The organism is Lentzea sp. NPDC054927, assembly GCF_053610285.1.
On sequence record NZ_JBSGXZ010000049.1, the window covers coordinates 1 to 25,385 of the forward strand.

Genomic DNA, 25,385 nt, shown 5'->3' on the forward strand with positions numbered 1-25,385 from the left:
TGCACGTGTTTGGGGTTGTCGCACCTCTTTTGGGGCACGGCGTCCGCCCGCGGGCGCCCCGCGGCGGCACGGCCGATGAGGCCGTGCCGCCGAGGATCAACGCTCGCCTGCTCACACGGAGTCGAGATCCCGCTCGATCGCGGCCAGTTCCTCCGGAGTGCCCTGGACCTTGGGGCCCTTGAACCACTTCCGGGCGGAGACCAGCCACCAGATGCCCGCGAACCCGAGCACCACGAGCACTGCGATCGGCGTGTAGTTGAACGTCTTCGCCGTCACCGGGCTCGCCTGGGGCAGCATGAACAGCACGGTGATGAACACGACCCACGCCACCGCGACGACGCCGATGGGCCTGCTCCACTTGCCCAGATGCCACGGTCCGCGCTGGAAGTTCTCGCCCTGCAGCAACCGCAGCAGCGTCGGCAGCACGTAGGCGATGTAGAGGCCGATCACCGCGATCGACGTGACGGCCGCGTACGCCGTCGCGTTCCACAGGTACGGCAGGCCGAGCACGAACGCGCCACCCGCGGCGAGCCAGATCGCGTTGGTGGGCGTCCGGGTGCGCTTGTTGATCTTGTGCCAGATCCTCGACGCGGGCAGCGCGCCGTCCCGCGAGAAGGCGTAGATCATCCGCGAGTTCGCGGTGACCGACGACATGCCGCAGAACAGCTGGGCGCCGATCGCGATGAGCAGCAACAGCTTGCCGCCGGTGACGCCGAGCGCGTCGATGAAGATCTGCGCCGGGGGCACGCCGGTCGAGCTGGCGATGGCGCCGTCGTAGTCGCGGATCGCGAAGGTGATGCCGACCAGCAGCACCCAGCCCGCGATGAGCGACACCACGATCGACATCACGATGCCGCGCGGGCCGCTGCGGGCCGCGTCGTGCGTTTCCTCGGTCATGTGCGCCGAGGCGTCGTAGCCGGTGAAGGTGTACTGCGCCAGCAACAAGCCGAGCATGCCGACGTAGAACGCCGACGACCAGCCGGTGTTGTTGACGAAGTGCGTGAAGACGAACGAGGCGGACTGGTGCTCGGACGGCAGGATCACCAGTGCGCCGACGATGATCAGTACGCCGGCGATGTGCCACCACACGCTGATGTCGTTGAGCAGTGCGACGATCTTGACACCGAACGTGTTGAGCAACCCGTGCAGCACCAGCACGACGCCGAAGATGAGAATCGTGTGCGGAGGCGTTGCGGCGTAACCGAACTGGAGATCGAGGAAAGCGTTGATGAAGAACGCGGCACCGAAGTCGATGCCCGCGGTCACCGCGACCTGGCCGAGGAAGTTGAACCAGCCGGTGAACCACGACCACGCGGCGCCGTTGCTCGGTGCGAGCTTCGCGGCCCAGTAGTACAGCCCGCCCGCGGTCGGGAAGCTGGAGCAGACCTCCGCCATCGCGAGGCCCACGATCAGGGTCATCAGGCCGACGAACGGCCAGCCCCAGACGATCATCGCGGGACCGCCGGTGTTCATGCCGAAGCCGTAGAGGGTCAGGCAGCCGGACAGGATCGAGATGATCGTGAAGGAGACGGCGAAGTTGGAGAACCCGGACATGGTCCGGGACAGCTCCTGGGCGTAGCCGAGCTCGTGCAGCCGCTGCTCGTCGGCCGACCGTGGCGCGGTGGGGGGACTGTCTGCTTCGTGACTCATCGGCGTCCTCCTCATTTGGACTCCGTCCAGTCCTTTAGACGGTGGTCGAGGGTGGCGCTCAGCACCTGGTGGTGTCAAGATGGTCCCGCCAATGGCTCGCAGGCATACCTTTGGAGGAACGCCGAGATGCTGACCGTCGAGGAATTGCGCGAGGCCGTGGACAGCGGTGAGATCGACACCGTGCTGGTCGCGATCGTGGACATGCAGGGTCGCCTGCAGGGCAAGCGGTGTGCCGCGCAGTACTTCCTCGACGAGGTTCTCGGCCACTCCGCGGAGGGCTGCAACTACCTGCTCGCCGTCGACGTCGAGATGAACCCGGTCAGCGGCTTCGAGATGTCCAGCTGGGACCGCGGGTACGGCGACTTCGTGATGAAGCCGGACGTCGAGACGCTGCGCAGGGTGCCGTGGCAGGAGGGCACCGCACTGATCATGTGCGATCTCGTCTGGGAGAACGGCGATCCCGTCGTCGCCTCGCCGCGGCAGATCCTGCGCAGGCAGCTCGACCGGCTGGCCGCGCTCGGACTGGAGTGCTACGTCGGCACCGAGCTCGAGTTCATCGTTTTCGACGACACGTTCGAGCAGGCCTGGAACGCCGGATACCGCAACCTCACGCCGTCGAACCAGTACAACGTCGACTACTCATTGCTCGGCACCGCGCGCGTTGAGCCGTTGCTGCGGGCCATTCGCAACGGCATGACGGGCGCGGGCATGGTCGTCGAGTCGGCCAAGGGCGAATGCAACCCAGGCCAGCACGAGATCGCGTTCCGGTACACGACGGCGCTGCGGACGTGCGACCAGCACGCCATCTACAAGAACGGTTCCAAGGAGATCGCGTCACAGCAGGGCAAGTCGCTCACGTTCATGGCGAAGTACAACGAACGCGAGGGCAACTCCTGCCACATCCACCTGTCGTTGCGCTCCAAGGACGGCGAGCCCGTGTTCGCCGAGGGCCAGGGCATGTCCGAGATGATGAAGCACTTCCTCGCCGGGCAGCTCGCGGCGTTGCGCGAGTTCACCTACTTCCTCGCGCCGAACATCAACTCCTACAAGCGTTACGTGAAGGGTTCGTTCGCGCCGACCGCGGTGGCGTGGGGTCGCGACAACCGCACGTGCGCGCTGCGGGTCGTCGGCCACGGCCAGTCGCTGCGGTTCGAGAACCGGGTGCCCGGCGGTGACGTGAACCCGTACCTCGCGGTGGCGGCGCTGATCGCGGCCGGCCTGCACGGTGTCGAGCAGAAGCTGGCGCTGGAGGACGAGTTCGTCGGCAACGCCTACGCCTCGGACCGGCCGACCGTGCCGACCACGCTCAAGGAGGCGGCGAATCTCTTCGCGGCCAGCGAGATCGCGCAGGCGGCGTTCGGCAAGGAGGTCGTCGACCACTACCTGAACGCGGCGAAGATCGAGCTCGAAGCGTTCGAGGCGGCGGTCACGGACTGGGAGAAGGTACGCGGGTTTGAGCGCCTCTAAGCCACTCATCGGCATCAGCACCTACCTGGAGCGCACGCGTTTCGGGCATTGGGACGTGGAAGCCGCGGTGCTCTACCGCGGTTACCTCGACTGCGTGGTCCAGGCGGGCGGCAACCCGGTCATGCTGCCGCCGGTCGGCACCTGGACCGCCGAGAGCATCGCGTTCCTGGACGGACTGGTGATCGCGGGCGGCGCGGACGTCGACCCCGCCGCCTACGGTGCCGAGAAGCACGAGATGACCGGCGAACCGCGCCGCGACCGCGACGACGCCGAGTTCGCGTTGGTCGACGCCGCGCTGAAGCTCGACCTGCCGGTGCTCGGCGTGTGCCGGGGCATGCAGGTGCTCAACGTGGCGCTGGGCGGCACGCTGCACCAGCACATCGAGGGCCACAACCCCGCGCCGGGCGTCTTCGAGCACACCGACATCGAGGTCGTCGGAGACTCGAAGCTGCACGACGTTCTCGGCGACGCGACGACCGTGCAGTGCCATCACCACCAGTCGCTGGACCGGGTCGCGGACGGACTGCGCGTCACCGCCGCGGCGCCCGACGGCACGGTCGAGGCCGTCGAACTGGCAGGCGCGCGGTTCGTCGTCGGCGTGCAGTCGCACCCCGAGCAGGACACCGAGGACCTGAGGCTGTTCGAAGCGCTAGTGGCAGCCGCCCAAGGCATCGACAGGAGTAAAGCGTCGTGACCTTTGACGTCATCAACCCCGCCACCGAGAAGGTCGTGCGGTCCGTACCGCACACCTCTCTCGAAGAGACGGACGCGGCGATCGTCCGGGCGCAGAAGGCGTTCGAGAGCTGGCGGAACGTCGCCCCCGGCGATCGCGGCCGGCTGCTGCGCAAGTTCGCCGAGCTGGTCGACGCGCACAACGAGGAACTGGCGCGGCTGGAGGTCGAGAACTCCGGGCACACCATCGGCAACGCCCGCTGGGAGGCCGGCAACGTCCGGGACGTGCTGCAGTACTACTCGGCCGCGCCGGAACGGTTGTTCGGCAAGCAGATCCCGGTGCCCGGCGGGCTCAACGTCACGTTCCACGAACCGCTCGGCGTCGTCGGCGTGATCGTGCCGTGGAACTTCCCGATGCCGATCGCCGGCTGGGGGTTCGCGCCCGCGCTGGCCGCCGGCAACACGGTGGTGCTGAAGCCCGCCGAGGTGACGCCGCTGACCGCGATCCGCCTCGGCGAGCTCGCGCTGGAGGCCGGCCTGCCGGAGGGCGTGTTCCAGGTGCTGCCCGGCAAGGGCAGCGTCGTCGGCAACCGGTTCGTCACGCATCCGTTGGTGCGCAAGGTCGTTTTCACCGGCTCGACCGAGGTCGGCAAGCAGATCATGGCCGGCTGCGCGGACCAGGTGAAGCGGGTGACGCTGGAGCTCGGTGGCAAGTCCGCCAACGTCGTCTTCGCGGACTCCGACCTCGAGAAGGCGGCCGCGACCGCGCCGTACGGGGTGTTCGACAACGCCGGGCAGGACTGCTGCGCCCGGTCGCGGATCCTGGTGCAGGCCAGCGTCTACGACCGGTTCATGGAACTGCTGGAGCCCGCTGTGAAGGGCGTGAAGGTCGGCGAGCCCGGCGACGAGGCGACCGAGATGGGGCCGCTCATCACCGCGGCGCACCTCGGCAAGGTCGCGTCTTACGTGCCAGACGACGCCCCTGTCGCGTTCCGCGGTTCGGCGCCGGACGGACCGGGATTCTGGTTCCCGCCGACGGTTCTCACTCCTGAACCCGGCGACCGGACGGTCATCGAGGAGATCTTCGGACCGGTCGTCGTGGTGCTGCCGTTCACCGACGAGGCCGACGCGATCAGGATCGCGAACGACTCCGAGTACGGGCTGTCCGGTTCGATCTGGACGAACGACGTCGGCCGCGCGATCCGCGTCTCACGGGCGATCGAGGCCGGAAACCTGTCTGTCAACTCGCATTCGTCCGTCCGCTACTGGACGCCGTTCGGTGGCGTGAAGCAGTCGGGTCTCGGCCGGGAACTCGGCCCGGACGCGCTGGACTCCTTCACCGATGTCAAGAACGTCTTCATCGCAACCTGATTCATGGCGAACCTGAGGAGAACAGAGATGGTGCAGCGACTCGAGGGCCGCGTGGCCGTCGTGACGGGTGGCGGCAGCGGCATCGGACTCGCGACCGTGCGCAGGTTCGCGAGCGAGGGCGCGAAGGTCGTCGTCGCCGATGTCGACCCGAACGCGGGCAAGGCGGCCGCGGACGAGGTCGGCGGACTGTTCGTCCAGGTCGACGTGACCGACGAGGAACAGGTCAAAGCGCTGTTCCAGACCACTGTGGACACTTACGGCAAGCTGGACATCGCGTTCAACAACGCCGGTATCTCGCCGCCCGACGACGACTCGATCCTGACGACGGGCATCGAGGCGTGGGAGCGCGTGCAGAAGGTGAACCTCACGTCGGTTTATTTGTGTTGCAAGTACGCCTTGCCGCACATGCAGGCCAACGGCAAGGGCTCGATCATCAACACCGCGTCGTTCGTCGCGACGATGGGCGCGGCGACGTCCCAGATCTCCTACACGGCGTCGAAGGGCGGCGTGCTGGCGATGTCGCGTGAGCTCGGTGTGCAGTTCGCGCGCGAGGGCATCCGCGTCAACGCGTTGTCGCCCGGGCCGGTCAACACCCCGTTGTTGCGGGAACTGTTCGCGAAGGACCCGGAGCGGGCCGCCCGGCGTCTCGTGCACGTACCGCTCGGTCGGTTCGCCGAACCCGAGGAAATCGCCGCCGCGGTCGCGTTTCTGGCGTCCGACGACTCGTCGTTCATGACGGCGTCGAACTTCCTCGTGGACGGCGGCATCGCCGGCGCGTACGTGACACCGCTCTAACGACATGATGGAACACGCGCAGGAGGCGTTGTTCCGCCCCGTGCGGGCGGGCAACGCCTTCGAAGAGACCGTCGAACGGCTCATGCAGGCCATCCGGCTCGGCGTCGTCGCGCCGGGCGAACGGCTGCCGTCCGAACGGGAACTCGCCACCCGGCTCGGCGTGAGCCGGGTGACCGTGCGCGAGGCCATCAGGTCGCTGCAGGAGAACCACTACGTCGAGTCCCGAAGAGGACGGTACGGCGGCACGTTCGTCAACGCCGTGATCCCGAAGCCCGCTCCCGGCAAGGAGTTCGGCGACATCCACGACGCGCTGACGTTGCGGAAGGTCCTGGAGACCGGTGCCGCGGAAACGGCGGCGGGCCGGTCGCTCGGGCCCGCCGAACGACGCGGGCTGCGGGCCCGGCTGGAGGAAGCGTCGACGGCTTCGGTGGGGGAGTACCGGCGCAAGGACTCCCGGCTGCACCTCGCGATCGCCGAGGCCACCGGGTCGGCGTCGCTCACCGCGGCCGTCGCCGAGTCGCGGATGCGGGCCAACGAGCTGCTGGACGGCATCCCGCTGCTCGAACCCAACCTCGCGCACTCCAACGCCCAGCACGAGCGCATCATCGCCTCCATTTTGGACGGAGACCCGGTCTCGGCGCGCCAGGCGATGGCAGAGCACCTCGACGGAACCGCGTCCCTGCTGCGCGGCTTCTTGGTCTGACCGGTCAGACTCCCGCGAACGCACCAGCGTGGAAGGATCACCGCCTGGAACGAGCAACGTGAAAACGTTTACAGGTTCAAATGTCCCGTTGTCATGCGAATTCCGCATGGAACAACACTTGGCGTGAGCCTTGCGGACAGTTACCGTCCGAATACCTCGGGGACTTGCAGCGCGAGGAGCTGTTGATGCCAAGGTTGCGCAAGGTGTTTCGCGACGCCATGGGCCGGGTGCACTCACTCCGTGTCTTGTCCGCCGCGGGCATGGTCAGTCTCACGAACTTCAAGATGTCCATGCAGGCGTTGAAAGAGGTCAAGGTCTGGGGACCGAACGTCACAGCACTGCGCCGGTCCGTCCTGCTGAACCCGGACGGTGTCGCGATCGTCGACGAACGCGGCTCGGTGACCTACCGCCAGCTCGACCGGCGCTCCAACGCGATCGCACAGGGTCTGCGCTCGCTGGGGGTGCAGCACACCCACATCGTCGCGCTGATGTGCCGCAACCACCGCGGGATGGTCGAGTCGCTGCTGGCGTGCGCGAAGCTCGGCGTGCGCGTGCTGTTGGTGAACACGGGGTTCGCCGCGCCGGTGGTTCTGGATCTCCTGCAACGTGAACGCGCGTCGCTCGTCATTCACGATGAAGAGTTCACCCCGCTGTTCCACCAGCTGCCGCCGTCGATCCCGCGCTGGCTCGCGTGGTCGCGCGACGGACTCGACCGCCGCACACCGACGCTGGACCAGTTGGTGGCCAAGGCACCGCGCGGTGAGCTGGAGCCGCCGCGCGAACCGGGCGTGGTCATCCAGCTGACTTCCGGAACGACCGGCGTACCGAAGGGCACGGCCCGCGAGATCAAGTCGGTGCTGACGGCGTCCGACTTCCTCGACCGCATCCCTATGCACTCCAACGAATCGACGTTCATCGCCGCGCCGATCTTCCACTCGGTCGGCTACTCGCACCTGACGCTCGCCATGTCGCTGGGCTCGCGCGCGGTGCTGCAACGCCGGTTCGACCCGCGCAAGACGCTGTGGTCGGTGCAGGGGCAGCGCTGCACGACGATCGTGATGGTGCCGACGATGCTGCAGCGGATCATGGAGCTGGACCGGTCCGTGATCGACTCGTTCGACCTGAGCCACCTGCGCGTCGTGTTCTGCTCCGGTTCCGTGATCCCGACGGATCTCGTGCAGCGCACCCAGGCGTTGCTGGGACCGGTGCTCTACAACCTCTACGGCTCAACGGAGGTCGCGGTCGCCACCGTGGCCACGCCGGAGGACCTGGCGGCCTCGCCGTCGAGTGTCGGCATGCCACCGCACAACTGCATCGTCCGGATCTACGACAAGGACGGCAACCGGATCACCCGGTCGTTCGTGACGGGCCGGATCTTCGTGCGCGGCTCGCTGACCGTCGACGAGTACACCGACGGCTCGCAGAAGGAACGCATCGACGGTCTCGTCGCGACCGGCGACCTGGGTCACTTCGACCCGAGCGGCCGGCTGTACTTCGACGGCCGCGAGGACGACATGATCGTGTCCGGCGGCGAGAACGTGTACCCGGTCGAGGTGGAGAACCTGCTCATGACGCACTACCGGGTGCGTGACGCGGCGGTGCTCGGCGTGCCGGATCCCGAGTACGGGCAACGGTTGCGCGCGTTCGTGGTGCCGGTCGCGGGCGCTCGGATCGACGTGCGGGAGCTGCGCGAGTTCGTGCGGACCCGGCTGGCGCGGCACAAGGTCCCGCGCGAGGTCGTGGTCGTGCCGAAGCTGCCGCGCAACGCGACCGGGAAGGTGCTGCGGCGCCAGCTGCTGGCGATCAGGCTCGGGCCGCAGCCGCACTCGAACTAGAACAGAACCCAGGCGTTACGACGGAACGCACGCCACCGCAGAACGAGGGGGACTAATCCAGCGGTGGCGTGCGTTCCTGACTTTGGGGAGCGCGCGACTCACGTCGTCGGGGACTCGGGCAGAAACGTGAGTCGCGCGCTCGGTCGGGGTTACCGCTCGAAGCGGTCGCCGCCGCGGCCCTCGCCGAACGGGCCGCGCTGCTCGAACCGGTCGCCACCGCGGTCAGGACCGCGGTCGCCGCGCTCGTACATCCGGACGTGGCCGGGGCCGCCGCCGCGGTGATCACCGCGGTTGGCCGCGATCGCTCCCACGATGCCGCCGCCGAGGACGAGCCCGAGGAGTCCCACGGCCACCAGCTGGGTGGCGCGGTGTCCCGCGACTCGCCTCACTCGGCCACGGCCGGCCGGTACCGGAGCCGGAACGGGTGCCGCCGGTGTCTCGGCCGCCGGAGCAGCGTGTGGTGCTGCGGCGGGTGGAGGTTCTGCCGCCGTCGCCGCCGGTTGCTCCGGGGCGGGCTGCTGGCCAGGAGTCGCCGCCGCGTCGGCCGGCAGCGGGGTGGTGGCCTGGTCCGGTGCGGGCTGGTCGGCCCGAGGTTCGTTCTGTGCCCGATCCTGCGACGGCTCCCGCGGGGGAGGCGTCTGTCCCTGCTCGCTCATGTCCTCAACGATGCGCCGTTCGGCTGAGCTGAGCCTGACAGCCGCCTGTTCGTTTCCTGAAGGCGGTGGATCAGGCAGTGCAGACGCCGTGGCGCAGCGATTCCGGCAGGTCAGCGCCTCGCGCGGAGTTGATCACGGGCCGGGAACCGATGAAGACGTGCCGCTGGTCGGCGTAGGTCGCGCCGAAAAGCTCAGGATCGAGCACGCCCGACCACACGAAGTGCAGCGTCGTGCGCGTGCCATCGCGGGCGTCGCGCCGTGCGTAGTGGTCACGCAGGTCTACGTACAGCAGGCGCAACTCGCCCCGGTTGGACTCAGTGAGGTGAACCGGGCATTCAACGACCTGGTCGTGCATGTCGGTGCTCCATTCAGCGGTCACGGCACACAGAGTGCTCGCCCCGCCCACCGAGACGCATCCGAAAAACCACTCAGAAGCGTCTACGTATCTGCCGCGCACGTGCCGCGAGCAGAAACCGCTTGCCCGTGCGCGGTTCGATAGAGGCATGGAACTCGTACCCCTCCGACCGGAGTTCGCCCCGCAGATGCTCGCCGGTGGCCCGCAGAACGACGAGGTCAACCGCTTCACCGGCACGCACGGGACCTTCACGCTGGAGGACTACGAGGCCTACATCGAGCGGACGCTCAACGACCCGAACCGCTACACCCGTGCCATCACCGAGGACGGCCGGTTCCTCGGCGAGGTCGTGCTCACCATCAACGAGCACAACCGGTCGGCGGGCATGCGGATCGCGTTGTGGGACGGGTTCGGCAAGGGCTACGGCACCATCGCGATCCGGCACGTCCTGGACCACGCGTTCGGCGAGCGGAACCTGCACCGGGTCGACCTGGAGGTGTACGAGTTCAACGACCGGGCGATCCACGTCTACCAGAAGCTCGGCTTCCGCGAGGAGGGCCGGTTGAGGGACGCCCTGCTCTGGGACGGGGAGTTCTACGACGCCATCGTCATGTCCATCTTGAGCACCGATAACATCTGATCCGCAATCACAAACTTCCAGCTAGGAGTCACCGTGTCCGAGTCGAGCCCAGCAGTCGCCCAGAACCCGCCCCGCGTGGTGGTTCCGGCGGGGACTACGGCGGGCACGGCCGTGCGCGAGGCCGGTCTTCCCGGCAAGGGCTCCGACGCGATCGTGGTCGTGAAGGACGCCGAGGGCCACCTGCGCGACCTGTCGTGGATCCCGCAGGTCGAGGTCGAGGTCGAGGCGGTCGCCGCGGACACCGAGGACGGCCGCAGCGTCATCCGCCACTCCGCCGCGCACGTGCTGGCGCAGGCGGTGCAGCAGCAGTTCCCCGAGGCCAAGCTCGGCATCGGCCCGCCCGTGAAGGACGGCTTCTACTACGACTTCCAGGTCGAGAAGCCGTTCACGCCCGAGGACCTGCAGGCGCTGGAGAAGCGCATGAAGCAGATCATCAAGGGTTCGCAGCGGTTCTCCCGCCGCGTGGTCGAGTCGATCGACTCCGCGAAGGCCGAGCTGGCGTCCGAGCCGTTCAAGCTGGAGCTCGTCGACATCAAGAGCGATGTCGACACCAGCGAGATCATGGAGGTCGGCGGCGGCGAGCTGACGATCTACGACAACCTCGACCCGCGCACCGGTGAGCAGGTGTGGGGCGACCTGTGCCGCGGCCCGCACGTGCCGACCACCAAGCACATCCCGGCGTTCAAGCTGACCCGCGTCGCGGCGGCGTACTGGCGCGGCAACGAGAACAACCCGCAGTTGCAGCGCATCTACGGCACCGCGTGGGAGTCGCAGGAGGCCCTCGACGCGTACCTGGAGCGCATCGCGGAGGCCGAGCGGCGTGACCACCGCAAGCTGGGCGTCGAGCTGGACCTCTTCAGCTTCCCGGACGAGCTGGGCTCCGGCCTGGCCGTGTTCCACCCCAAGGGCGGCATCATCCGGCGCGAGCTGGAGACCTACGCGCGCGTCCGGCACGAGGAGTCCGGCTACGAGTTCGTGAACACCCCGCACATCAGCAAGAGCGGGCTGTTCCACACCTCCGGTCACCTGCCGTACTACGCGGACACGATGTTCCCGCCCATCGAGTTCGAGGGCGAGGACTACTACCTCAAGGCCATGAACTGCCCGATGCACAACCTGATCTTCAGGTCGCGCGGGCGTTCGTACCGCGAGCTGCCGCTGCGCCTGTTCGAGTTCGGCACGGTCTACCGGTACGAGAAGTCCGGCGTCGTGCACGGCCTCACCCGCGTGCGCGGCCTGACGATGGACGACTCGCACATCTACTGCACCAAGGAGCAGATGCCGGGCGAGCTGCGGTCGCTGCTCAAGTTCGTGCTCGACCTGCTCGCCGACTACGGCCTGAGCGACTTCTACCTGGAGCTCTCCACCCGCGACGACTCGCCGAAGTTCATCGGCGACCTCGCGGAGTGGGAGGAGGCGACCGAGACGCTGCGCCAGGCCGCGGTCGACTCCGGCCTGGAGCTGGTCCCGGACCCCGGTGGCGCCGCGTACTACGGCCCGAAGATCTCCGTGCAGGCGAAGGACGCCATCGGCCGCTCGTGGCAGATGTCGACCATCCAGCTGGACTTCAACCAGCCCAAGCGGTTCGAGCTCGAGTACACCGCGCCGGACGGCTCGCGTCAGCAGCCGATCATGATCCACCGCGCGCTGTTCGGCTCGATCGAGCGGTTCTTCGGCGTGCTGACCGAGCACTACGCGGGCGCGTTCCCGGCGTGGCTCGCTCCGGTGCAGGTCGTGGGCATCCCGGTGACCAGCGAGAACGCCGATCACCTGTTCGCGGTGCGCGAGGTGCTGAAGAAGGCGGGCATCCGGGTCGAGATCGACGCCTCCGACGACCGCATGCAGAAGAAGATCCGCACCCACACCATGCAGAAGGTGCCGTTCATGCTCCTGGCCGGCGCCAAGGACGTGGAAGCGAACGCGGTGTCGTTCCGGTTCCGGGACGGCACGCAGATCAACGGTGTGCCGGTGGATCGGGCGGTGGAGCAGATCGTCGAGTGGGTCGGGCGCCGGGAGAACGCCTCGCCCACGGCGGAACTGCTCTCGTGACGTCCGAGTTCTCGGAACAGGACGGTGTCGGGGTCCACGACGCTTTGCAGCGTTTGTGGACTCCGCACCGCTTGTCCTATGTAAAGGGCGAGGGCAAGGCGGACGGCGACGAACCTTCCGGCTGCCCGTTCTGCCGCGTTGTCGAGTTGGACGACTCGGACGGGCTGATCATCGCTCGCGGTGCCGAGGTCTTCGCTGTTTTGAACCTCTACCCGTACAACCCCGGTCATCTGATGGTGCTGCCGTATCGGCACGTGCCGGACTACACGGACCTGACTCTCTCGGAGACCGCGGAGTTCGCCGCGTTCACGCAGAAGGCGATGCGGGTGGCGCGGCACGTGGCGGCGCCGCACGGGTTCAACGTCGGCATGAACCAGGGTGTCGTCGCAGGCGCCGGGATTGCCGCGCACCTGCACCAGCACGTCGTGCCGCGGTGGGGCGGGGACGCGAACTTCATGCCGGTCATCGGGCACACCAAAGTGCTGCCGCAGCTGCTGGGGGAGACCCGTCAGCTGCTGGCCGACGGCTGGAAGGCGGTCGGCTGAACTAGGCCGGATTGATCGACTTGCGCTCGCTATCTGTTGACTTTCGATAGATGGCGGGCGATAGTCGATCTATGCCTAGACTGCTGCTGCCCTTGGTGGGTTGTGTCCTCGTCGTCGCTCTGGGCGTCGGCGCCATCATGTACGCCGATTACGACGACGCGCCGGGTCTCGGGCTCATCGGCTTCTTGCTCATCCTCGGCGCCATCGGGTTCGGTGTGCGTGCGGTATTGCGCGGACGTAAGTCCGTTTGACTAAACGCCGCGTTTAGCCGGTGGTGTGATTGAAATCCGTACCAATTCCTGGACAAAAGAGTGACAAAAGCCACGCCGGGTTGTCCGGGTAGGACAATCCGCGTGGTTTCCACGTCGCAGGGAATGGTCCGGTTACAACTTTTGGGTGTTTCTGGTCAACCGATCGAGACGTAACGCCAGCACAAAACGATTCCAGGTGCGTGAGATCACCCACCTGGAGGTGTCAACTGCGAGTCAAGTCCCCGCCGATGGCCGATCGTCTCAACGTGTGCAGATGGTTACGGTGCGAACATGACCGCACCTGAGCGTTCGCGATTAGCGAGAGAACGGCTTTCGCGTGAGTTACGCCGGTTGCGCACCGAGGCGAAGATGACCGGCACGGCCACCGCCCGTGCCACCGGGATGAGCCAGTCCAAGCTGTCGAAGATCGAGAACGGCATGCTGCTCCCGTCCGTCACCGACGTGGAGCGTCTCGTAGCGGAACTCTCCGCGACGAGAGAGACGCGCATCGAACTGGTCGAACTCGCCAGGTCGCTGCACGCGGAGGCGGAAACCCGCCGCGTCGTGCTGCACCGAGGGGCGCACCGCCACCAGCAGACGATCAGCCGCGTGGAGGCGCGGGCGGCGACATCGAGGTTCTTCCAGGTAAACCTGGTTCCCGCGTTGTTGCAGTCCGAGTCCTACCTGCGGGTGGTGCTGGGGACGATGCCGCAGTCGGAGCAGGAGGCCGCGGTGGCCGCCCTGCGCATCCGGCGTTCCCGGATGGACGACTTGGCCAAGCAGTTCGTGTTCTTGCTTTCCGAGAGCGCGCTGCGCTGGCGAATGGGTTCGGCGGACCTGATGGCGGAACAGGTGGAACACCTGGCCGCGATACAGCGCCGCCCGAACGTACGCCTCGGTGTTGTGCCGTGGTCGGCTGACGCGAACGTGGTCGCCCTGCACGGTTTCCACATCTACGACGAGCGCGTTGTCACGGTCAGCGTGCTGACCGGCAACGCGACCATCACCGATCCGCTCGACGTGCGGGAGTACCTCGCGTTGTTCGGACGGCTGGAGAGACTGGCGGTTCGGGGAGAGGAGTTGCAGGCGTTGCTGAAACGCATCGCCGAGGATCACCGCCGGCTCGGTTAGAGAGGGTTCGCTCGCGGGTGCTGTCAATCACCGGACAGTGCTCGCCAGCCAGCTTCTCGGCTTTGGGGGATGTTTCAGGGGGCTCGCGGTTCGGCTGACACGTCGCCGCGCCTGTTTCTCGCCCGGCCAACTCCGCAAGGCCCGGCCCCTCACCCGCGAGCAGCGCGTTTCACCAGTCCAGCTAGGCTGCGACACGCCATGCTGAACATCTTTGCCCGCGCGTCCGTCTCGCGCGTCACCGATCCGATCGGGGCGTGGCTGCTGGCGCGTGGCCTCACGCCCAACGCCGTCACGGTGGCCGGCACGATCGGTGCCGTCGCCAGCGCGCTGTGGTTCATCCCCCGCGGGCAGCTGTTCCTCGGCTGCGCGCTCGTGACGTTCTTCGTGCTGCTCGACCTGATCGACGGGGCCATGGCCCGCGCGCAGGGGCCCACGAAGTTCGGTGCCGTGCTCGACGCCACCTGCGACCGCATCGCGGACGGGGCGCTGTTCGCCGCGCTCACCTGGTACGCGTTCGACACCGGCAACCGCTGGACCGCCGCCGCCGGGTTCATCTGCCTGGTCGCCTCACAGGTCATCTCGTACGTGAAGGCGCGCGCCGACGCGTCCGGCCTGAGCGCGGACGGTGGCCTGGCCGAGCGGGCGGAGCGGTTCATCGTCGCCCTGGTCGGGGCCGGCGTGCAGGGGCTGGGCGTGCCGTACCTGATGGACATCTCGTTGTGGCTGCTCGCGGTCATGACCGTGGCGACGGTGCTGCAGCGGATCTTCGCCGTGGCGAAGTCGGCGCGGGAGGCCGCGTGAACCTCGCGACCCTCGGATACACCGCCGGGTGGCGGCTGATTCGGTTGTTGCCGCAGTCGTGGGCCCGTGCGCTGTTCCAGGCGGGCGCCGATTACGCGGCGAAACGCAAGGGCGCGGGCGTCGAGCAGTTGCGCACGAACCTGCGCCGGGTCGTGCCGCAGGCGGGCGAGGAAGAGCTCGACGAACTCGTGCGCGATTCGCTGCGGTCGTACGCGCGTTATTGGTGCGAGGCGTTCCGGCTGCCGTCGATGGACCTCCGCGCCGCCTACGAGAAGTGCAACTCGCAGGTGTCCGGCGTCGAGAACCTCGACGCGGCGCTGCAGGAAGGCACCGGCGCGGTCGTCGCCCTTCCGCACAGCGGCAACTGGGACATGGCCGGCGTCTGGCTGGTCGGGCACTCCGGCACGTTCACGACCGTTGCCGAGCGGTTGAAGCCCGAGTCGCTGTACCGCAAGTTCGTGGAGTTCCGCGAGACCCTCGGGTTCGAGGTGCTGCCGCTCAACGGCGGCGACCGTCCACCCGCGACGGTGCTCGCCGAACGCCTGCGGGCCAACAAGGTCGTGTGCCTGCTCGCCGACCGCGACCTGACCTCGTCCGGCGTTCCCGTGACGTTCTTCGGCGAACAGACGCTGATGCCCGCCGGTCCCGCGCATCTGGCCGCCACGACGGGAGCCGCGCTGCTCCCGGTCGGCTGCTGGTTCACCGAGGACGGCTGGCACTTCCGCATCCACCCGCCGATCAAGGTCAGCACCGTGCAGGCCGCCACGCAGGCCGTCGCGGACGTGTTCGCCGCCGACATCGCCGCCCACCCCGCCGACTGGCACATGCTGCAGCAGCTTTGGCTCGCCGACCTGCCGGAGAGCCGGCGGGCCGCGCTCGCCAGGAGGCTCTCGCGGTGAAGGTCGTGGTCGGGTGAAGGTCGTGGCCAGGTGAAGATCGGTATCGTCTGCCCGTACTCCTTGGACGTGCCGGGGGGAGTGCAGGCCCACGTCGTCGACCTCGCGCGCGCACTCATCGGCCTCGGGCACACGGTGGACGTCCTCGCTCCCGCCGACGACGACCAGGAACTGCCCTCGTTCGTCACCTCTGCGGGCCGCGCGGTGGCCATCCCGTACAACGGATCCGTGGCGCGCCTCAGTTTCGGCCCCGTCTCGTACGCGCGTGTGCGCCGCTGGATCGACGACCACGACTTCGACGTCCTGCACCTGCACGAGCCCACGGCGCCATCGCTGTCGTTCCTGGCGCTGGTGGTCGCCGACGGTCCGATCGTCGCCACGTTCCACACCTCGACGCCGCGTTCCAAGATGCTGTCGGCGCTCCAGGGCTTCTTGCAGCCGTTCCTGGAGAAGGTCACCGCCCGCATCGCCGTGTCGGCACTGGCCCGGCGCGTCCAGGTCGAGCACCTCGGCGGTGACGCGGTGGAGATCCCGAACGGCGTCGACGTCGACTTCTTCGCCTCGGCGTCCACTTTGGACGGCTACCCGCGGCCGGGCGGCACCATCGGGTTCGTCGGCCGCTACGACGAGCCGCGCAAGGGCATGCCGTTGCTGTGGGAGGCGTTCGGGCTGATCGCGGACGAGTTCCCCGACCTGCGCCTGCTGGTCGTGGGCCGCGGCGAGACGTCGTTCGACGGGCCGTTCGCCGATCGCGTGGACCTGCTCGGCCAGGTCGACGACGTCGAGAAGGCCAGGATGCTGCGCAGCGTCGACGTCTACGTCGCCCCGAACACCGGCGGCGAGTCCTTCGGCATCATCCTCACCGAGGCCATGTCCGCCGGCACCGCGGTGGTGGCGAGCGACCTCGACGCGTTCCGCCGCGTGCTGGACGACGGCAAGGCGGGCGAGCTGTTTCCCGTCGGCGACGCCAAGGCCCTCGCCGACTCACTCCGCTCGGTGCTGCACGACTCCGCTCTGCGCGCCGAGTACGTCGACATCGCTTCCCAACGCGTGCAAGCCTTCGACTGGTCCGTCGTCGCGAGCCAGGTGCTGCGCGTCTACGAGACCGCCATCGCCGCCGACCCGCGCCGGGTGAGCGAGGCGTGACCGCTGTGCTCTTCGCCGCCAGCCTGCCCGCCGCTGACCCCTGCCGGTGTGGGCGAGGCGTTAGCACCGCGCTGCTCGCCGCCAGGATGCTCGCGGCTAACCCGTGTCGGGGTGGGCGAGGTATGAGCACCGCGTTGCTCGCGGCCAGCCTGCCTGCCGCTGACCCGTGTCGGGGTGGCGAGGTATGAGCACCGCGCTGCTTGCCGCCAGCCTGCCTGCCGCTGACCCGTGCCGGTATGCGCGAGGCGTGGGCACCGCGCTGCTCGCCGCCAGGATGCTCGCGGCTGACCCGTGCGGGGTGAGCGAGGCGTGACCACGGCGCTGATCATCGTGCTGGTCACGCTCCTGCTGGCCGCCTGGATCCTGTCGATCGCGAACCGCCTCGACCGCCTGCACGTCCGCACCGACGCCGCCTGGGCCGCCGTCGACGCCGCACTGGCCCGCCGCGCCGTCGTGACCCGCGCCCTGCTCGACCCCGAACTGTCGGCGGCGGCGTCCAAAGCCGAGTCCGCGACCCGTGCCGAACGCGAGCTCGCCGAGAACGAGCTCTCCGGCCTGCTGGGCGCCCTGGACCGCACGGCACTGCCAGCCGCTCTGGCCGCCGAACTGTCCGACGCCGAGGAACGCGTCATGCTCGCCCGCCGCGTGCACAACGACGCCGTGCGCGACACGTTGTTGCAGCGCCGCCGCCGCGTCGTGCGCTGGCTGCGCCTCGCCGGCACCGCGCCCCAGCCGTCGTACTTCGAGATCGCCGAGCCCACCGCCCCGTCGGCCGCCGTGATGCTCACGCCCCGCCCGTCGGCCAGGGTCGTCCTGACCGACACCGCCGGTCGTGTGTTGCTGTTCCAGGGTTTCGACCCCGCACGACCGCAGGAACTCTTCTGGTTCACCGTCGGCGGCGGCGTCGAGGACGGCGAGGAACTGCGCGACACGGCCGTGCGCGAGGCGTTCGAGGAGACCGGCGTGAAGCTCGCGCCGGAACAGTTGACCGGCCCGATCTGGCGCCGTCGCGCGGTGTTCAGCTTCGACGGCCAGACCTTCGACGCGGAGGAGTGGTTCTTCCACGCGTCCGTGGACGGGCTCGAGGTCGACACCTCGGGGTTCAACGACGTCGAGGAACACAGCATCTCGGCCTACCGCTGGTGGACCGCGGCGGAGCTGGAGTCCACAGAGGACACCGTGTATCCGGTGCAGCTGGCCGAACTCCTGCCGACCCTCGGCGAGGAGTGGAACGGCGAGACCCGCACGGTCCGCTGACCTTCAGGCCTGCTGCCAGAAAGCCATCGCGCCACGAGTGGCCTCGACGTCGGGATGGCCGGGACCGAGCACCCTGATGCGATCGGCGAGCAGGACCTCGAAGTCCGCCAGCGCACGTCCGCGATCTCCTGCCATCGCGCGAGCGTCGCAGAGAACGGACCGGGTGGTCAGGGTCCGCGGATGGTCGGGGCCCTGCGCCCTGGTCGAATCGGCGACGAGCTGCTCGAGGTCGGCGATGGCACCGGCCACGTCACCGGTTTCGGCTCGGGCGCACGCGAGGTTGTGCCGGGCCGCCAGTGTGCGGACGTCGTCAGGCCCGTTCGCCCGGAGCTGCACGGCGAGCAGCTGTTCGAGCTCGGCCAGCGAATCGCTGGAGGGACCGAGTTCGGCGCGGTACGACGTGATGTCGTGCTGGACCGCCAACGCGTCCGGACTGTCCGGTCCGTAGACCTGGTGGTACACGGCGAGGAGCTGCTCCAGCTCGGCGATGGCACCGGCCACGTCACCGGTCTGCGCGCGCAGGTTCGCGTAGTCGTGCTGGGAGGTCATCACGATCATGAGCATGTTGGTGCGGTCGCCGCGCCGGACCCGGTGGTGGTTGGAGAAGAGCTGCTCGAAGTCGGCGAGGGCACCGGCCAGATCGCCTGCCTTGCGCCGCCACTGGGCCCGGTGGCTCAGCGCGGCCAGCGCGAAGAAGTCGTACGGGCCGCTGCTCTGGACCGCCGCCTGGTAGAGGCGGTCGAAGTGGTCCGCGGCCTCCGCGACGAGCCCGCAGAACCCGAGGCTGTTGCCGAGCGTGGTCGGCAGCATGTGCGGGTCCTTGCCCTGCAGGTGCGTGGCACCGGCGGCGACGAGCGCCTTGGCGTTCGTGCGCAGGACGTTTCCCCAGTCGTCGCTGCGTTCGGCGGCGGCCGCCGGCCAGATGTCCTCCAGCGCGTCGGCGGCGGCACGGACGACCTTCTTCTCCTGCTTGGTGTTCCACGTGTCGCGGTGGGCGCGCTGTACCAGGCCGTGGATCCGCACCTCGCCGCTGTCCAGCGTGATCAGGCTGAGCCGGTGCAGGCCGGCGAGCACGTCCCGCACGCCGGCCTCGTCGAGCCGGTAGCCCGTGGCCGAGGCGAGGTGGTCCCGCACGGACGGCCCGGTGAGCACGGCGAGCGGAATGCCGTTGGGGGACAGGACACTCGCGAGGTCGAGCAGCCGCCCGGCGACCTTGCGCGGCCGCAGCAGTTCGGCCTGCTCCATCGACAACGCCCAGGTCGCCGCCACCGCGGCCTGGTGCTCGTCCGCGTCGCCCTTGCGGAACCGGAGCCTCGCCAGGTACTCCGCGCAGGTGAGGTGCCGGTCCAGGACGTACGCGCCGGCCTGGGCCAGTGCCACCGGCAGGCCGCCCAACGCGTGCGCGACCTCGGCAGCACCGTCGAGCAACGACGGCTGACCTCCCAGCACGGCTTGGAGGTAGGCGAGCCCCTCGGTCTCGCTGAAGGTGTCGACCTCGACCACCAGCCGTCCGTCCGCCAGCAGGGCCGCGTCCCGGCGCCGGGTCGTGACCAGCACTTTGGCGTTGAGGCAGCTCGGCGGCCACAGCCCGTCGAGGTCGGCGGGGTCCTGGAGGTCGTCGAGCACCACGCACCACGACACCTCGTTGCGCGCCAGCCACTCCAGCAGCCTGCGCGCGCCCCGCTCCGGTCCGAGGTCGTCCCGCCCGGTGAGCTCGGCCGCGGCCTCGGCGTAGGTGGAGACGATCGCCTCGCGCGAGCTGGCCGTGACCCAGATCAGCAGCTTGATCACGCCCTGGTCCCAGACGCGCTGGACCAGGTCGGCGGCGAGGTGGGTCTTGCCCACGCCACCCATTCCGGTGAACACGGTGACGAAGTCGCCGATGGCGTGCGGCCGGTGCTGGAAGGAAGCCGGCCGCTGCGGCACCACACCGATCCGCAGCGGCAGCTCGGCGGGAGGTCGCGTTTTCGCGTGCTGGTGCAGCGTGAAGTCGCCGCCGATGTAGCCGATCTGCACGTTGTCGCCGTGCACGTCGCCGTGCACGGTGTTCCGCACGGACAGCGGCTCGGCTTCGTCAGACATCAAACCATTAAACCGAAACAGATCGGCCGTGTCCGCCGAACCCGCGGACACGGCCGATCAGTGTCTACACGGCCGAGATGACCGCGGAACCGTAGGCGTCGCGGGTTTTGTCCTTCTCGTCGTGCATCAGGTACAACGCGAAGTTGTCGACGCCGATCTCCTTGAGCTCCTGCAACCGCTCGACGTGCGCGGACTCCGGTCCCATCAGGCAGAAGCGGTCGACGATCGAGTCCGGCACGAAGTCGGTCGACCGGTTGCCCGCCTTGCCGTGGTGGGAGTAGTCGTAACCCTCGCGGTCCTTGATGTAGTCGGTCAGGGCCTTGGGCACGGCGCCCGAGTCCCCGTACCGCGCCACGAGGTCCGCGACGTGGTTGCCGACCATCCCGCCGAACCACCGCAACTGATCCCGCTGATGGGGGAGATCAGTCCCGACGTAGGCAGGTGCCGCCACGCACATCGTGATGGCCGACGGATCACGCCCGGCGGCGACCGCTGCCTCGCGGACCGAGCCGATCGTCCAGCGCGCGATGTCCGGGTCGGCGGTCTGCAGGATGAAACCGTCGGCCTGCTCGCCGACCATCTTCAGCGCCTTGGGACCGTACGCGGCCATCCACATCTCGAGTTTTCCGTTGCGCACCCACGGAATCCGCACAGGTGTGCCGTGGTGCTCGACCTCGCGTCCCTCGGCGAGCTCCTTGATCACGTGCATCGCGTCGCCCAGGGTCGCGAGCGTTGCCGGCTTCTGCCCGATCACGCGGCGGGCCGAGTCGCCCCGGCCGATGCCGCAGACCGTGCGGTTGCCGAACATGTCGTTCAGCGTCGCGAACAGCGATGCCGTCACCGACCAGTCGCGAGTGGACGGATTGGTGACCATGGGGCCGATGACCAGGTCCTTGGTCGCGGCCAGCACCTGCGAGTAGATGACGAACGGTTCCTGCCACAGCACGCAGGAGTCGAACGTCCAGCCGTAGCGGAAGCCGCAGTCCTCGGCGGCACGGAGGCCCTCCACCACGTCCCGCGCCGGCGGGTCGGTCTGCAGCACGATGCCGAAGTCCACGGATGACGCCCTTTCTCAGACGAGGTACTGGTTGAGGTCGCGGGACACGAACCGGCCGTGCCCCGTCGAGCCGTGGTAGGCGCCGTGGGCGATCACCTTGCGGCCACGCGAGAACACGGTGTCCACCTTGCCCGCGACCTCGAAGCCCTCGTAGGCCGAGTAGTCCACGGCCATGTGGTGGGTTTCGGCGGAGATCGTCTGGGTCGCCGCGGGGTCGTAGATCACGACGTCCGCGTCGGCGCCCGGTGCGATCACGCCCTTGCGCGGGTACATGCCGAACATCCGCGCCGGGGTCGTGGAGACGATCTCGACCCAGCGTTCGCGGGTGATCTCGCCCTTCGCGACTCCTTGGTGCAGCAGGTCGACGCGGTGCTCGACGCCCGGCATGCCGTTGGGGATCTTGGAGAAGTCGCCGACGCCCAGCTGCTTCTGGTCCTTGAAGCAGAACGGGCAGTGGTCGGTGCTCACGACGGACAGGTCGTTGGTGCGCAGCCCGCGCCACAGCGACGACTGGTGTTCCTTGGGGCGCAACGGAGGCGAGGCCACGTACTTCGCACCCTCGAAACCCGGCCTGGCCAGGTCCTCCAGTGACAGGTACAGGTACTGCGGGCACGTCTCGGCGAACACGTTCTGGCCCGTGTCCCGTGCCGCCGTCACCGCGTCCAGCGCCTGAGCGGCCGACAGGTGCACGATGTACAACGGGGAACCGGTCACCTTCGCCAGCTGGATGGCGCGCGAGGTGGCCTCGCCCTCCAGCTCCGGCGGCCGGGTCAGACCGTGCTGCACCGGGTCGCCCAGGCCGTTGGCCAGCGCCTGTGCGACGAGCTGGTCGATCGCGATGCCGTTCTCCGCGTGCATCATGATCGTGGCGCCGGTCTCGCGCGCCTTCTGCATGGCGCGCAGGATCTCGCCGTCCGTGGCGTAGAAGACGCCGGGGTAGGCCATGAACATCTTGAAGCTGTTCACGCCCTGCGCGATGCAGGATTCCATCTCCTTGAGCGACTGGTCGTTCACATCGGAGATGATCATGTGGAAGCCGTAGTCGACGGCGCAGTTGCCGTCCGCCTTGGTGTGCCACTTGTCCAGAGTGGACAGCAGACTGCTTCCCTTGGGCTGCACGGCGAAGTCGACGATCGTGGTGGTGCCGCCCCACGCCGCCGCGGTCGTGCCGGTCTCGAAGGTGTCCGCGGACTGGGTGCCGCCGAACGGCATCTCCATGTGCGTGTGCACGTCGATCCCGCCTGGGATCACGTACTTCCCGGCGGCGTCGATGATCTCGTCGGCCTGCACCTCGAACCCCGGCGTGACCAGAGCGGCGATGTGCTCGCCGTCGATCAGCACGTCGGCCGCGTGCGAGCCGGTCGCGTTGACGACCAGGCCGTTGCGGATCAGAACACTCACGGCGTCACCAGGCCCTCATAGGTGTCGGGACGGCGGTCGCGGTAGAACGCCCACGTGTCGCGGACCTCGGTCAGCAGGTCCAGGTCGAGGTCGCGCACCACGAGCTCTTCCTCGGTGTCGGACGCGGCTTCTCCGACGAGCTGGCCGCGCGGCGACACGAAGTACGTCTGCCCGTAGAACTCGTTGTCACCCAACGGTTCCACGCCGACCCGGTTGATCGCGCCGACGAAGTACTCGTTCGCGACGGCCGCGGCGGGCTGTTCCAGCTTCCACAGGTACTCGCTCAGCGACCTGCTGGTGGCCGACGGGTTGAACACGATCTTCGCGCCGCCCAGCCCCAGAGCCCGCCACCCCTCGGGGAAGTGGCGTTCGTAGCAGATGTAGACGCCGATCCGGCCGACCGCCGTGTCGAACGTGGGGTAACCGAGGTTGCCCGGCTTGAAGTAGAACTTCTCCCAGAAACCCTTGACCTGCGGGATGTGGTTCTTGCGGTACTTGCCGAGGTAGGTGCCGTCCGCGTCGATCACGGCGGCGGTGTTGTAGTAGACGCCCGACTGTTCCACCTCGTACATCGGCACGATCAGCACGATGTTGTTCTGCGCGGCGACCTCCTTCATCAGCTCCGTCGTGGGGCCGTCGGGGATCGACTCGGTGTAGGAGTAGAAGTCCGCGTCCTGCACCTGGCAGAAGTACGGGCCGTAGAAGAGCTCCTGGAGACACAACACCTGCGCGCCTTGGGAAGCGGCGTTGCGGATGTGCTCGACCGCGTTCGCGATCATCGACTCCTTGTCGCCCGTCCACTTCTGCTGGACGAGCGCCGCTCGGATGATGTTGCTCACCTGGTCTTCTCCTTTGCGGTGTTCTCCGTGTTGCCCCTGAGAGCAAAGAAAACGAGGAAACCGGCCGCGAAACCGATGACCCAGTTGTAGTCGTAGAGCGGCTTGAGGAACGGAATCAAGCCATCAGCCGGGAACGGCCCACCGTAGGCGCCGCCGACCGCGAGCACCGAGCCCACGAGCGTCGCCACGACAGCACGCCAGTTCCAGCCGCCGTTGAACCAGTACGCACCCCGCCCGTCGAGGTAGAGGTCGGCGAGCTCGAGCTGGGTCTTCTTGATCACCCAGTACCCGGCTACGAACACCCCGGCCACGCTCGCCAGCAGACCGCCGTAGAACCCGAGCCACGCGAAGATGTAGATGCTCGGGTCGGAGATCAGCCGCCACGGCTGGATCAGGATGCCGACCACACCGGTGATCAGGCCGCCGATCGCGAACGTGATGCGCTTGGGGAACGCGTTCGAGAAGTCGTAGGAGGGGCTGACGACGTTCGCCGCGAGGTTCGCCGAGATGGTGGCCAGCACCAGCGACATCAGCGCGATGAGCACGAGCAGCGTGTTGTCGAACCGGGACGCCAGGTCCGCCGGGTCCCAGATCGCCTCGCCGTACAGCGCCTGCGCACCGGACGTCGTCAGGATCGCGACGATCGCGATGAACGACATCGTGGTCGGCAGACCGAGGATCTGCCCGGTCACCTGCTTCTTCTGCGAGCCGCCGAACCGCGTGAAGTCCGGCATGTTGAGGCTCAGCGTCGACCAGAACGCGATCATGCCCATCAGCGAGGGGAAGAAGACCTTCCAGAAGTCGGGACCCCAGCCGAGCGTGCTGCCCTGGTGCAGGATCGGCCCGAACCCGCCCGCCTTCACCAGCACGTACCCGAGCAGGATCAGGAACCCGACGCTGACCAGCGGCGCCGTCCAGTTCTCAAATCGCCGGATCGCCTCCATGCCGCGCCAGATGACCAGCATCTGCACGACCCAGAACCCGAAGAAGCACAACCACAACGTCCACGGCTGCCCACCGACTGCGGACGCCTTCGACCACCCGTCACCCGCCAGCCGGCCGATGATCACGTGCAGCGCCTTGCCACCGACCCACGTCTGGATGCCGAACCAGGCGCACGCGATGAAGGCCCTCAGCAGCGCGACGAGGTTGGCACCCCGAATGCCGTAGAAGGCGCGCGCGAACACCGGGAACGGAATGCCGTACTTCGTGCCGGCGTGGCTGTTGAGCAGCATGGGAACCAGCACGATCAGGTTGCCCAGCGTGATCGTGAGGAACGCCTGGATCCAGTCCATGCCCAGCGCGATCAAACTCGCGGCCAGCGTGTAACTGGGGATGTTGTGCGCCATACCCATCCACAGCGCGAAGAAGTTGTACGTCGTCCACGTCCGCTGCTCGATGGGCACGGGCGCGAGCTCGGGGTTGTAGAACCGGCTGTCTTCGATGGGACCCACGTCGCTCAGTTCGACGCGGCCGTCAGGTGTGACCTGGGGCGGTGAGGACTCAACTGCCATCGTTCAACCCCCTGTTACGCTGCTGAAACAACGCGAACGCGGTCGGTTCCATCCCGGAATCCTGGGTCCGCTGCCGCAGGTGTGGCAGTGTCAGAGTGTCCACGCTTGTCATGATCCGCGCACATTGTGTCGCTTCAGAGTGGGAGAGGTGTGCTGACGGAAAGCGTCAGCCGGTCTCTTCCGCCGTGTCTCCTGGGGGCCGAGCCCCCAGACCCCACGCCGGGGGGATCACACCCGGCAACAACGAGTTTCGCCGGCGCTGTTTGAAGTTG

The 25,385-nt window shown here is 68.1% G+C and carries 24 protein-coding genes; 16 read left to right on the top strand and 8 right to left on the bottom strand.

Going from position 1 to position 25,385, the window contains the following annotated elements:
* Window positions 1-111: 111 nt before the first annotated feature.
* A complete protein-coding gene (locus tag ACWGE0_RS39375; protein WP_452265974.1) occupies window positions 112-1,650 on the bottom strand; it encodes an amino acid permease in 1,539 nt (512 codons plus the stop codon).
* A 126-nt stretch (window positions 1,651-1,776) separates the two neighbouring features.
* On the opposite strand from ACWGE0_RS39375, the gene ACWGE0_RS39380 reads away from it, so the two are divergent.
* The 6 genes from ACWGE0_RS39380 to ACWGE0_RS39405 all read left to right on the top strand — a co-directional run bounded on the left by ACWGE0_RS39380 (window position 1,777) and on the right by ACWGE0_RS39405 (window position 8,493).
* Complete coding sequence (locus ACWGE0_RS39380) at window positions 1,777-3,117, top strand: glutamine synthetase family protein (RefSeq protein WP_452265975.1); 1,341 nt, start codon at window positions 1,777-1,779, stop codon at window positions 3,115-3,117.
* Entirely contained in the window at window positions 3,104-3,811 is a 708-nt protein-coding gene (locus tag ACWGE0_RS39385) for a gamma-glutamyl-gamma-aminobutyrate hydrolase family protein (protein WP_452265976.1), read from the top strand. The genes ACWGE0_RS39380 and ACWGE0_RS39385 overlap by 14 nt, the downstream gene beginning before the upstream one ends.
* A complete protein-coding gene (locus ACWGE0_RS39390) occupies window positions 3,808-5,160 on the top strand; it encodes an aldehyde dehydrogenase family protein (protein ID WP_452265977.1) in 1,353 nt (450 codons plus the stop codon). The genes ACWGE0_RS39385 and ACWGE0_RS39390 overlap by 4 nt, the downstream gene beginning before the upstream one ends.
* 27 nt (window positions 5,161-5,187) lie before the next feature.
* Window positions 5,188-5,955: a 3-oxoacyl-ACP reductase gene (locus ACWGE0_RS39395; RefSeq protein ID WP_452265978.1), complete on the top strand. Its 768-nt coding sequence runs from the start codon at window positions 5,188-5,190 to the stop codon at window positions 5,953-5,955.
* Window positions 5,956-5,959: 4 nt separating this feature from the next.
* A complete protein-coding gene (locus ACWGE0_RS39400; protein WP_452265979.1) occupies window positions 5,960-6,658 on the top strand; it encodes a FadR/GntR family transcriptional regulator in 699 nt (232 codons plus the stop codon).
* Window positions 6,659-6,843: 185 nt separating this feature from the next.
* Window positions 6,844-8,493, top strand: coding sequence for an AMP-binding protein (locus tag ACWGE0_RS39405; protein WP_452265980.1), 1,650 nt, complete (start codon window positions 6,844-6,846; stop codon window positions 8,491-8,493).
* A 149-nt stretch (window positions 8,494-8,642) separates the two neighbouring features.
* Here ACWGE0_RS39405 and ACWGE0_RS39410 read toward each other — a convergent pair whose 3' ends face one another.
* Window positions 8,643-9,149, bottom strand: a complete 507-nt coding sequence (locus ACWGE0_RS39410; protein WP_452265981.1) for a hypothetical protein — start codon at window positions 9,147-9,149, stop codon at window positions 8,643-8,645.
* Window positions 9,150-9,219: 70 nt separating this feature from the next.
* Window positions 9,220-9,528, bottom strand: a complete 309-nt coding sequence (locus ACWGE0_RS39415) for a hypothetical protein (RefSeq protein ID WP_452265982.1) — start codon at window positions 9,526-9,528, stop codon at window positions 9,220-9,222.
* 124 nt (window positions 9,529-9,652) lie between these two features.
* Between ACWGE0_RS39415 and ACWGE0_RS39420 the strand changes: the two genes are divergently transcribed.
* The 10 genes from ACWGE0_RS39420 to ACWGE0_RS39465 all read left to right on the top strand — a co-directional run bounded on the left by ACWGE0_RS39420 (window position 9,653) and on the right by ACWGE0_RS39465 (window position 18,220).
* Window positions 9,653-10,144 carry a GNAT family N-acetyltransferase gene (locus ACWGE0_RS39420; protein ID WP_452265983.1) on the top strand — a complete coding sequence of 164 codons (492 nt, stop codon included), beginning with the start codon at window positions 9,653-9,655 and terminating at the stop codon, window positions 10,142-10,144.
* Window positions 10,145-10,177: 33 nt separating this feature from the next.
* The gene (gene thrS, locus ACWGE0_RS39425; RefSeq protein ID WP_452265984.1) at window positions 10,178-12,193 is read left to right on the top strand and encodes a threonine--tRNA ligase; all 2,016 of its coding nucleotides are present in this window, start codon (window positions 10,178-10,180) and stop codon (window positions 12,191-12,193) included.
* Window positions 12,190-12,738 (top strand): HIT family protein, encoded by a 549-nt coding sequence (locus ACWGE0_RS39430; protein WP_452265985.1) that lies wholly within the window; start codon window positions 12,190-12,192, stop codon window positions 12,736-12,738. Before thrS ends, ACWGE0_RS39430 begins: the two co-directional genes overlap by 4 nt.
* Before the next feature lie 71 nt (window positions 12,739-12,809).
* Entirely contained in the window at window positions 12,810-12,989 is a 180-nt protein-coding gene (locus ACWGE0_RS39435) for a hypothetical protein (protein WP_452265986.1), read from the top strand.
* Window positions 12,990-13,280: 291 nt separating this feature from the next.
* On the top strand, window positions 13,281-14,120 hold the full coding sequence (locus ACWGE0_RS39440; RefSeq protein ID WP_319970822.1) for a helix-turn-helix domain-containing protein: 840 nt from the start codon (window positions 13,281-13,283) through the stop codon (window positions 14,118-14,120).
* 198 nt (window positions 14,121-14,318) lie between these two features.
* Window positions 14,319-14,921, top strand: coding sequence for a phosphatidylinositol phosphate synthase (gene pgsA / locus ACWGE0_RS39445; protein WP_166054740.1), 603 nt, complete (start codon window positions 14,319-14,321; stop codon window positions 14,919-14,921).
* Window positions 14,918-15,820 (top strand): phosphatidylinositol mannoside acyltransferase, encoded by a 903-nt coding sequence (locus ACWGE0_RS39450; protein WP_452265987.1) that lies wholly within the window; start codon window positions 14,918-14,920, stop codon window positions 15,818-15,820. The genes pgsA and ACWGE0_RS39450 overlap by 4 nt, the downstream gene beginning before the upstream one ends.
* A gap of 30 nt (window positions 15,821-15,850) precedes the next feature.
* A complete protein-coding gene (locus tag ACWGE0_RS39455) occupies window positions 15,851-16,963 on the top strand; it encodes a glycosyltransferase family 4 protein (protein WP_452265988.1) in 1,113 nt (370 codons plus the stop codon).
* A 184-nt stretch (window positions 16,964-17,147) separates the two neighbouring features.
* Window positions 17,148-17,276 carry a hypothetical protein gene (locus tag ACWGE0_RS39460; protein ID WP_452265989.1) on the top strand — a complete coding sequence of 43 codons (129 nt, stop codon included), beginning with the start codon at window positions 17,148-17,150 and terminating at the stop codon, window positions 17,274-17,276.
* A complete protein-coding gene (locus ACWGE0_RS39465; RefSeq protein WP_452265990.1) occupies window positions 17,273-18,220 on the top strand; it encodes an NUDIX hydrolase in 948 nt (315 codons plus the stop codon). The genes ACWGE0_RS39460 and ACWGE0_RS39465 overlap by 4 nt, the downstream gene beginning before the upstream one ends.
* A 3-nt stretch (window positions 18,221-18,223) precedes the next feature.
* Here ACWGE0_RS39465 and ACWGE0_RS39470 read toward each other — a convergent pair whose 3' ends face one another.
* The 5 genes from ACWGE0_RS39470 to ACWGE0_RS39490 all read right to left on the bottom strand — a co-directional run bounded on the left by ACWGE0_RS39470 (window position 18,224) and on the right by ACWGE0_RS39490 (window position 25,113).
* A complete protein-coding gene (locus ACWGE0_RS39470) occupies window positions 18,224-20,302 on the bottom strand; it encodes a tetratricopeptide repeat protein (RefSeq protein WP_452265991.1) in 2,079 nt (692 codons plus the stop codon).
* Window positions 20,303-20,366: 64 nt separating this feature from the next.
* Window positions 20,367-21,359 (bottom strand): TIGR03842 family LLM class F420-dependent oxidoreductase, encoded by a 993-nt coding sequence (locus tag ACWGE0_RS39475; protein WP_452265992.1) that lies wholly within the window; start codon window positions 21,357-21,359, stop codon window positions 20,367-20,369.
* Between the two features lie 15 nt (window positions 21,360-21,374).
* The gene (hydA, locus tag ACWGE0_RS39480; protein ID WP_452265993.1) at window positions 21,375-22,760 is read right to left on the bottom strand and encodes a dihydropyrimidinase; all 1,386 of its coding nucleotides are present in this window, start codon (window positions 22,758-22,760) and stop codon (window positions 21,375-21,377) included.
* On the bottom strand, window positions 22,757-23,599 hold the full coding sequence (locus ACWGE0_RS39485; RefSeq protein WP_452265994.1) for a nitrilase-related carbon-nitrogen hydrolase: 843 nt from the start codon (window positions 23,597-23,599) through the stop codon (window positions 22,757-22,759). The genes hydA and ACWGE0_RS39485 overlap by 4 nt, the downstream gene beginning before the upstream one ends.
* On the bottom strand, window positions 23,596-25,113 hold the full coding sequence (locus ACWGE0_RS39490) for an NCS1 family nucleobase:cation symporter-1 (RefSeq protein ID WP_452265995.1): 1,518 nt from the start codon (window positions 25,111-25,113) through the stop codon (window positions 23,596-23,598). Before ACWGE0_RS39490 ends, ACWGE0_RS39485 begins: the two co-directional genes overlap by 4 nt.
* Window positions 25,114-25,385: the final 272 nt, after the last annotated feature.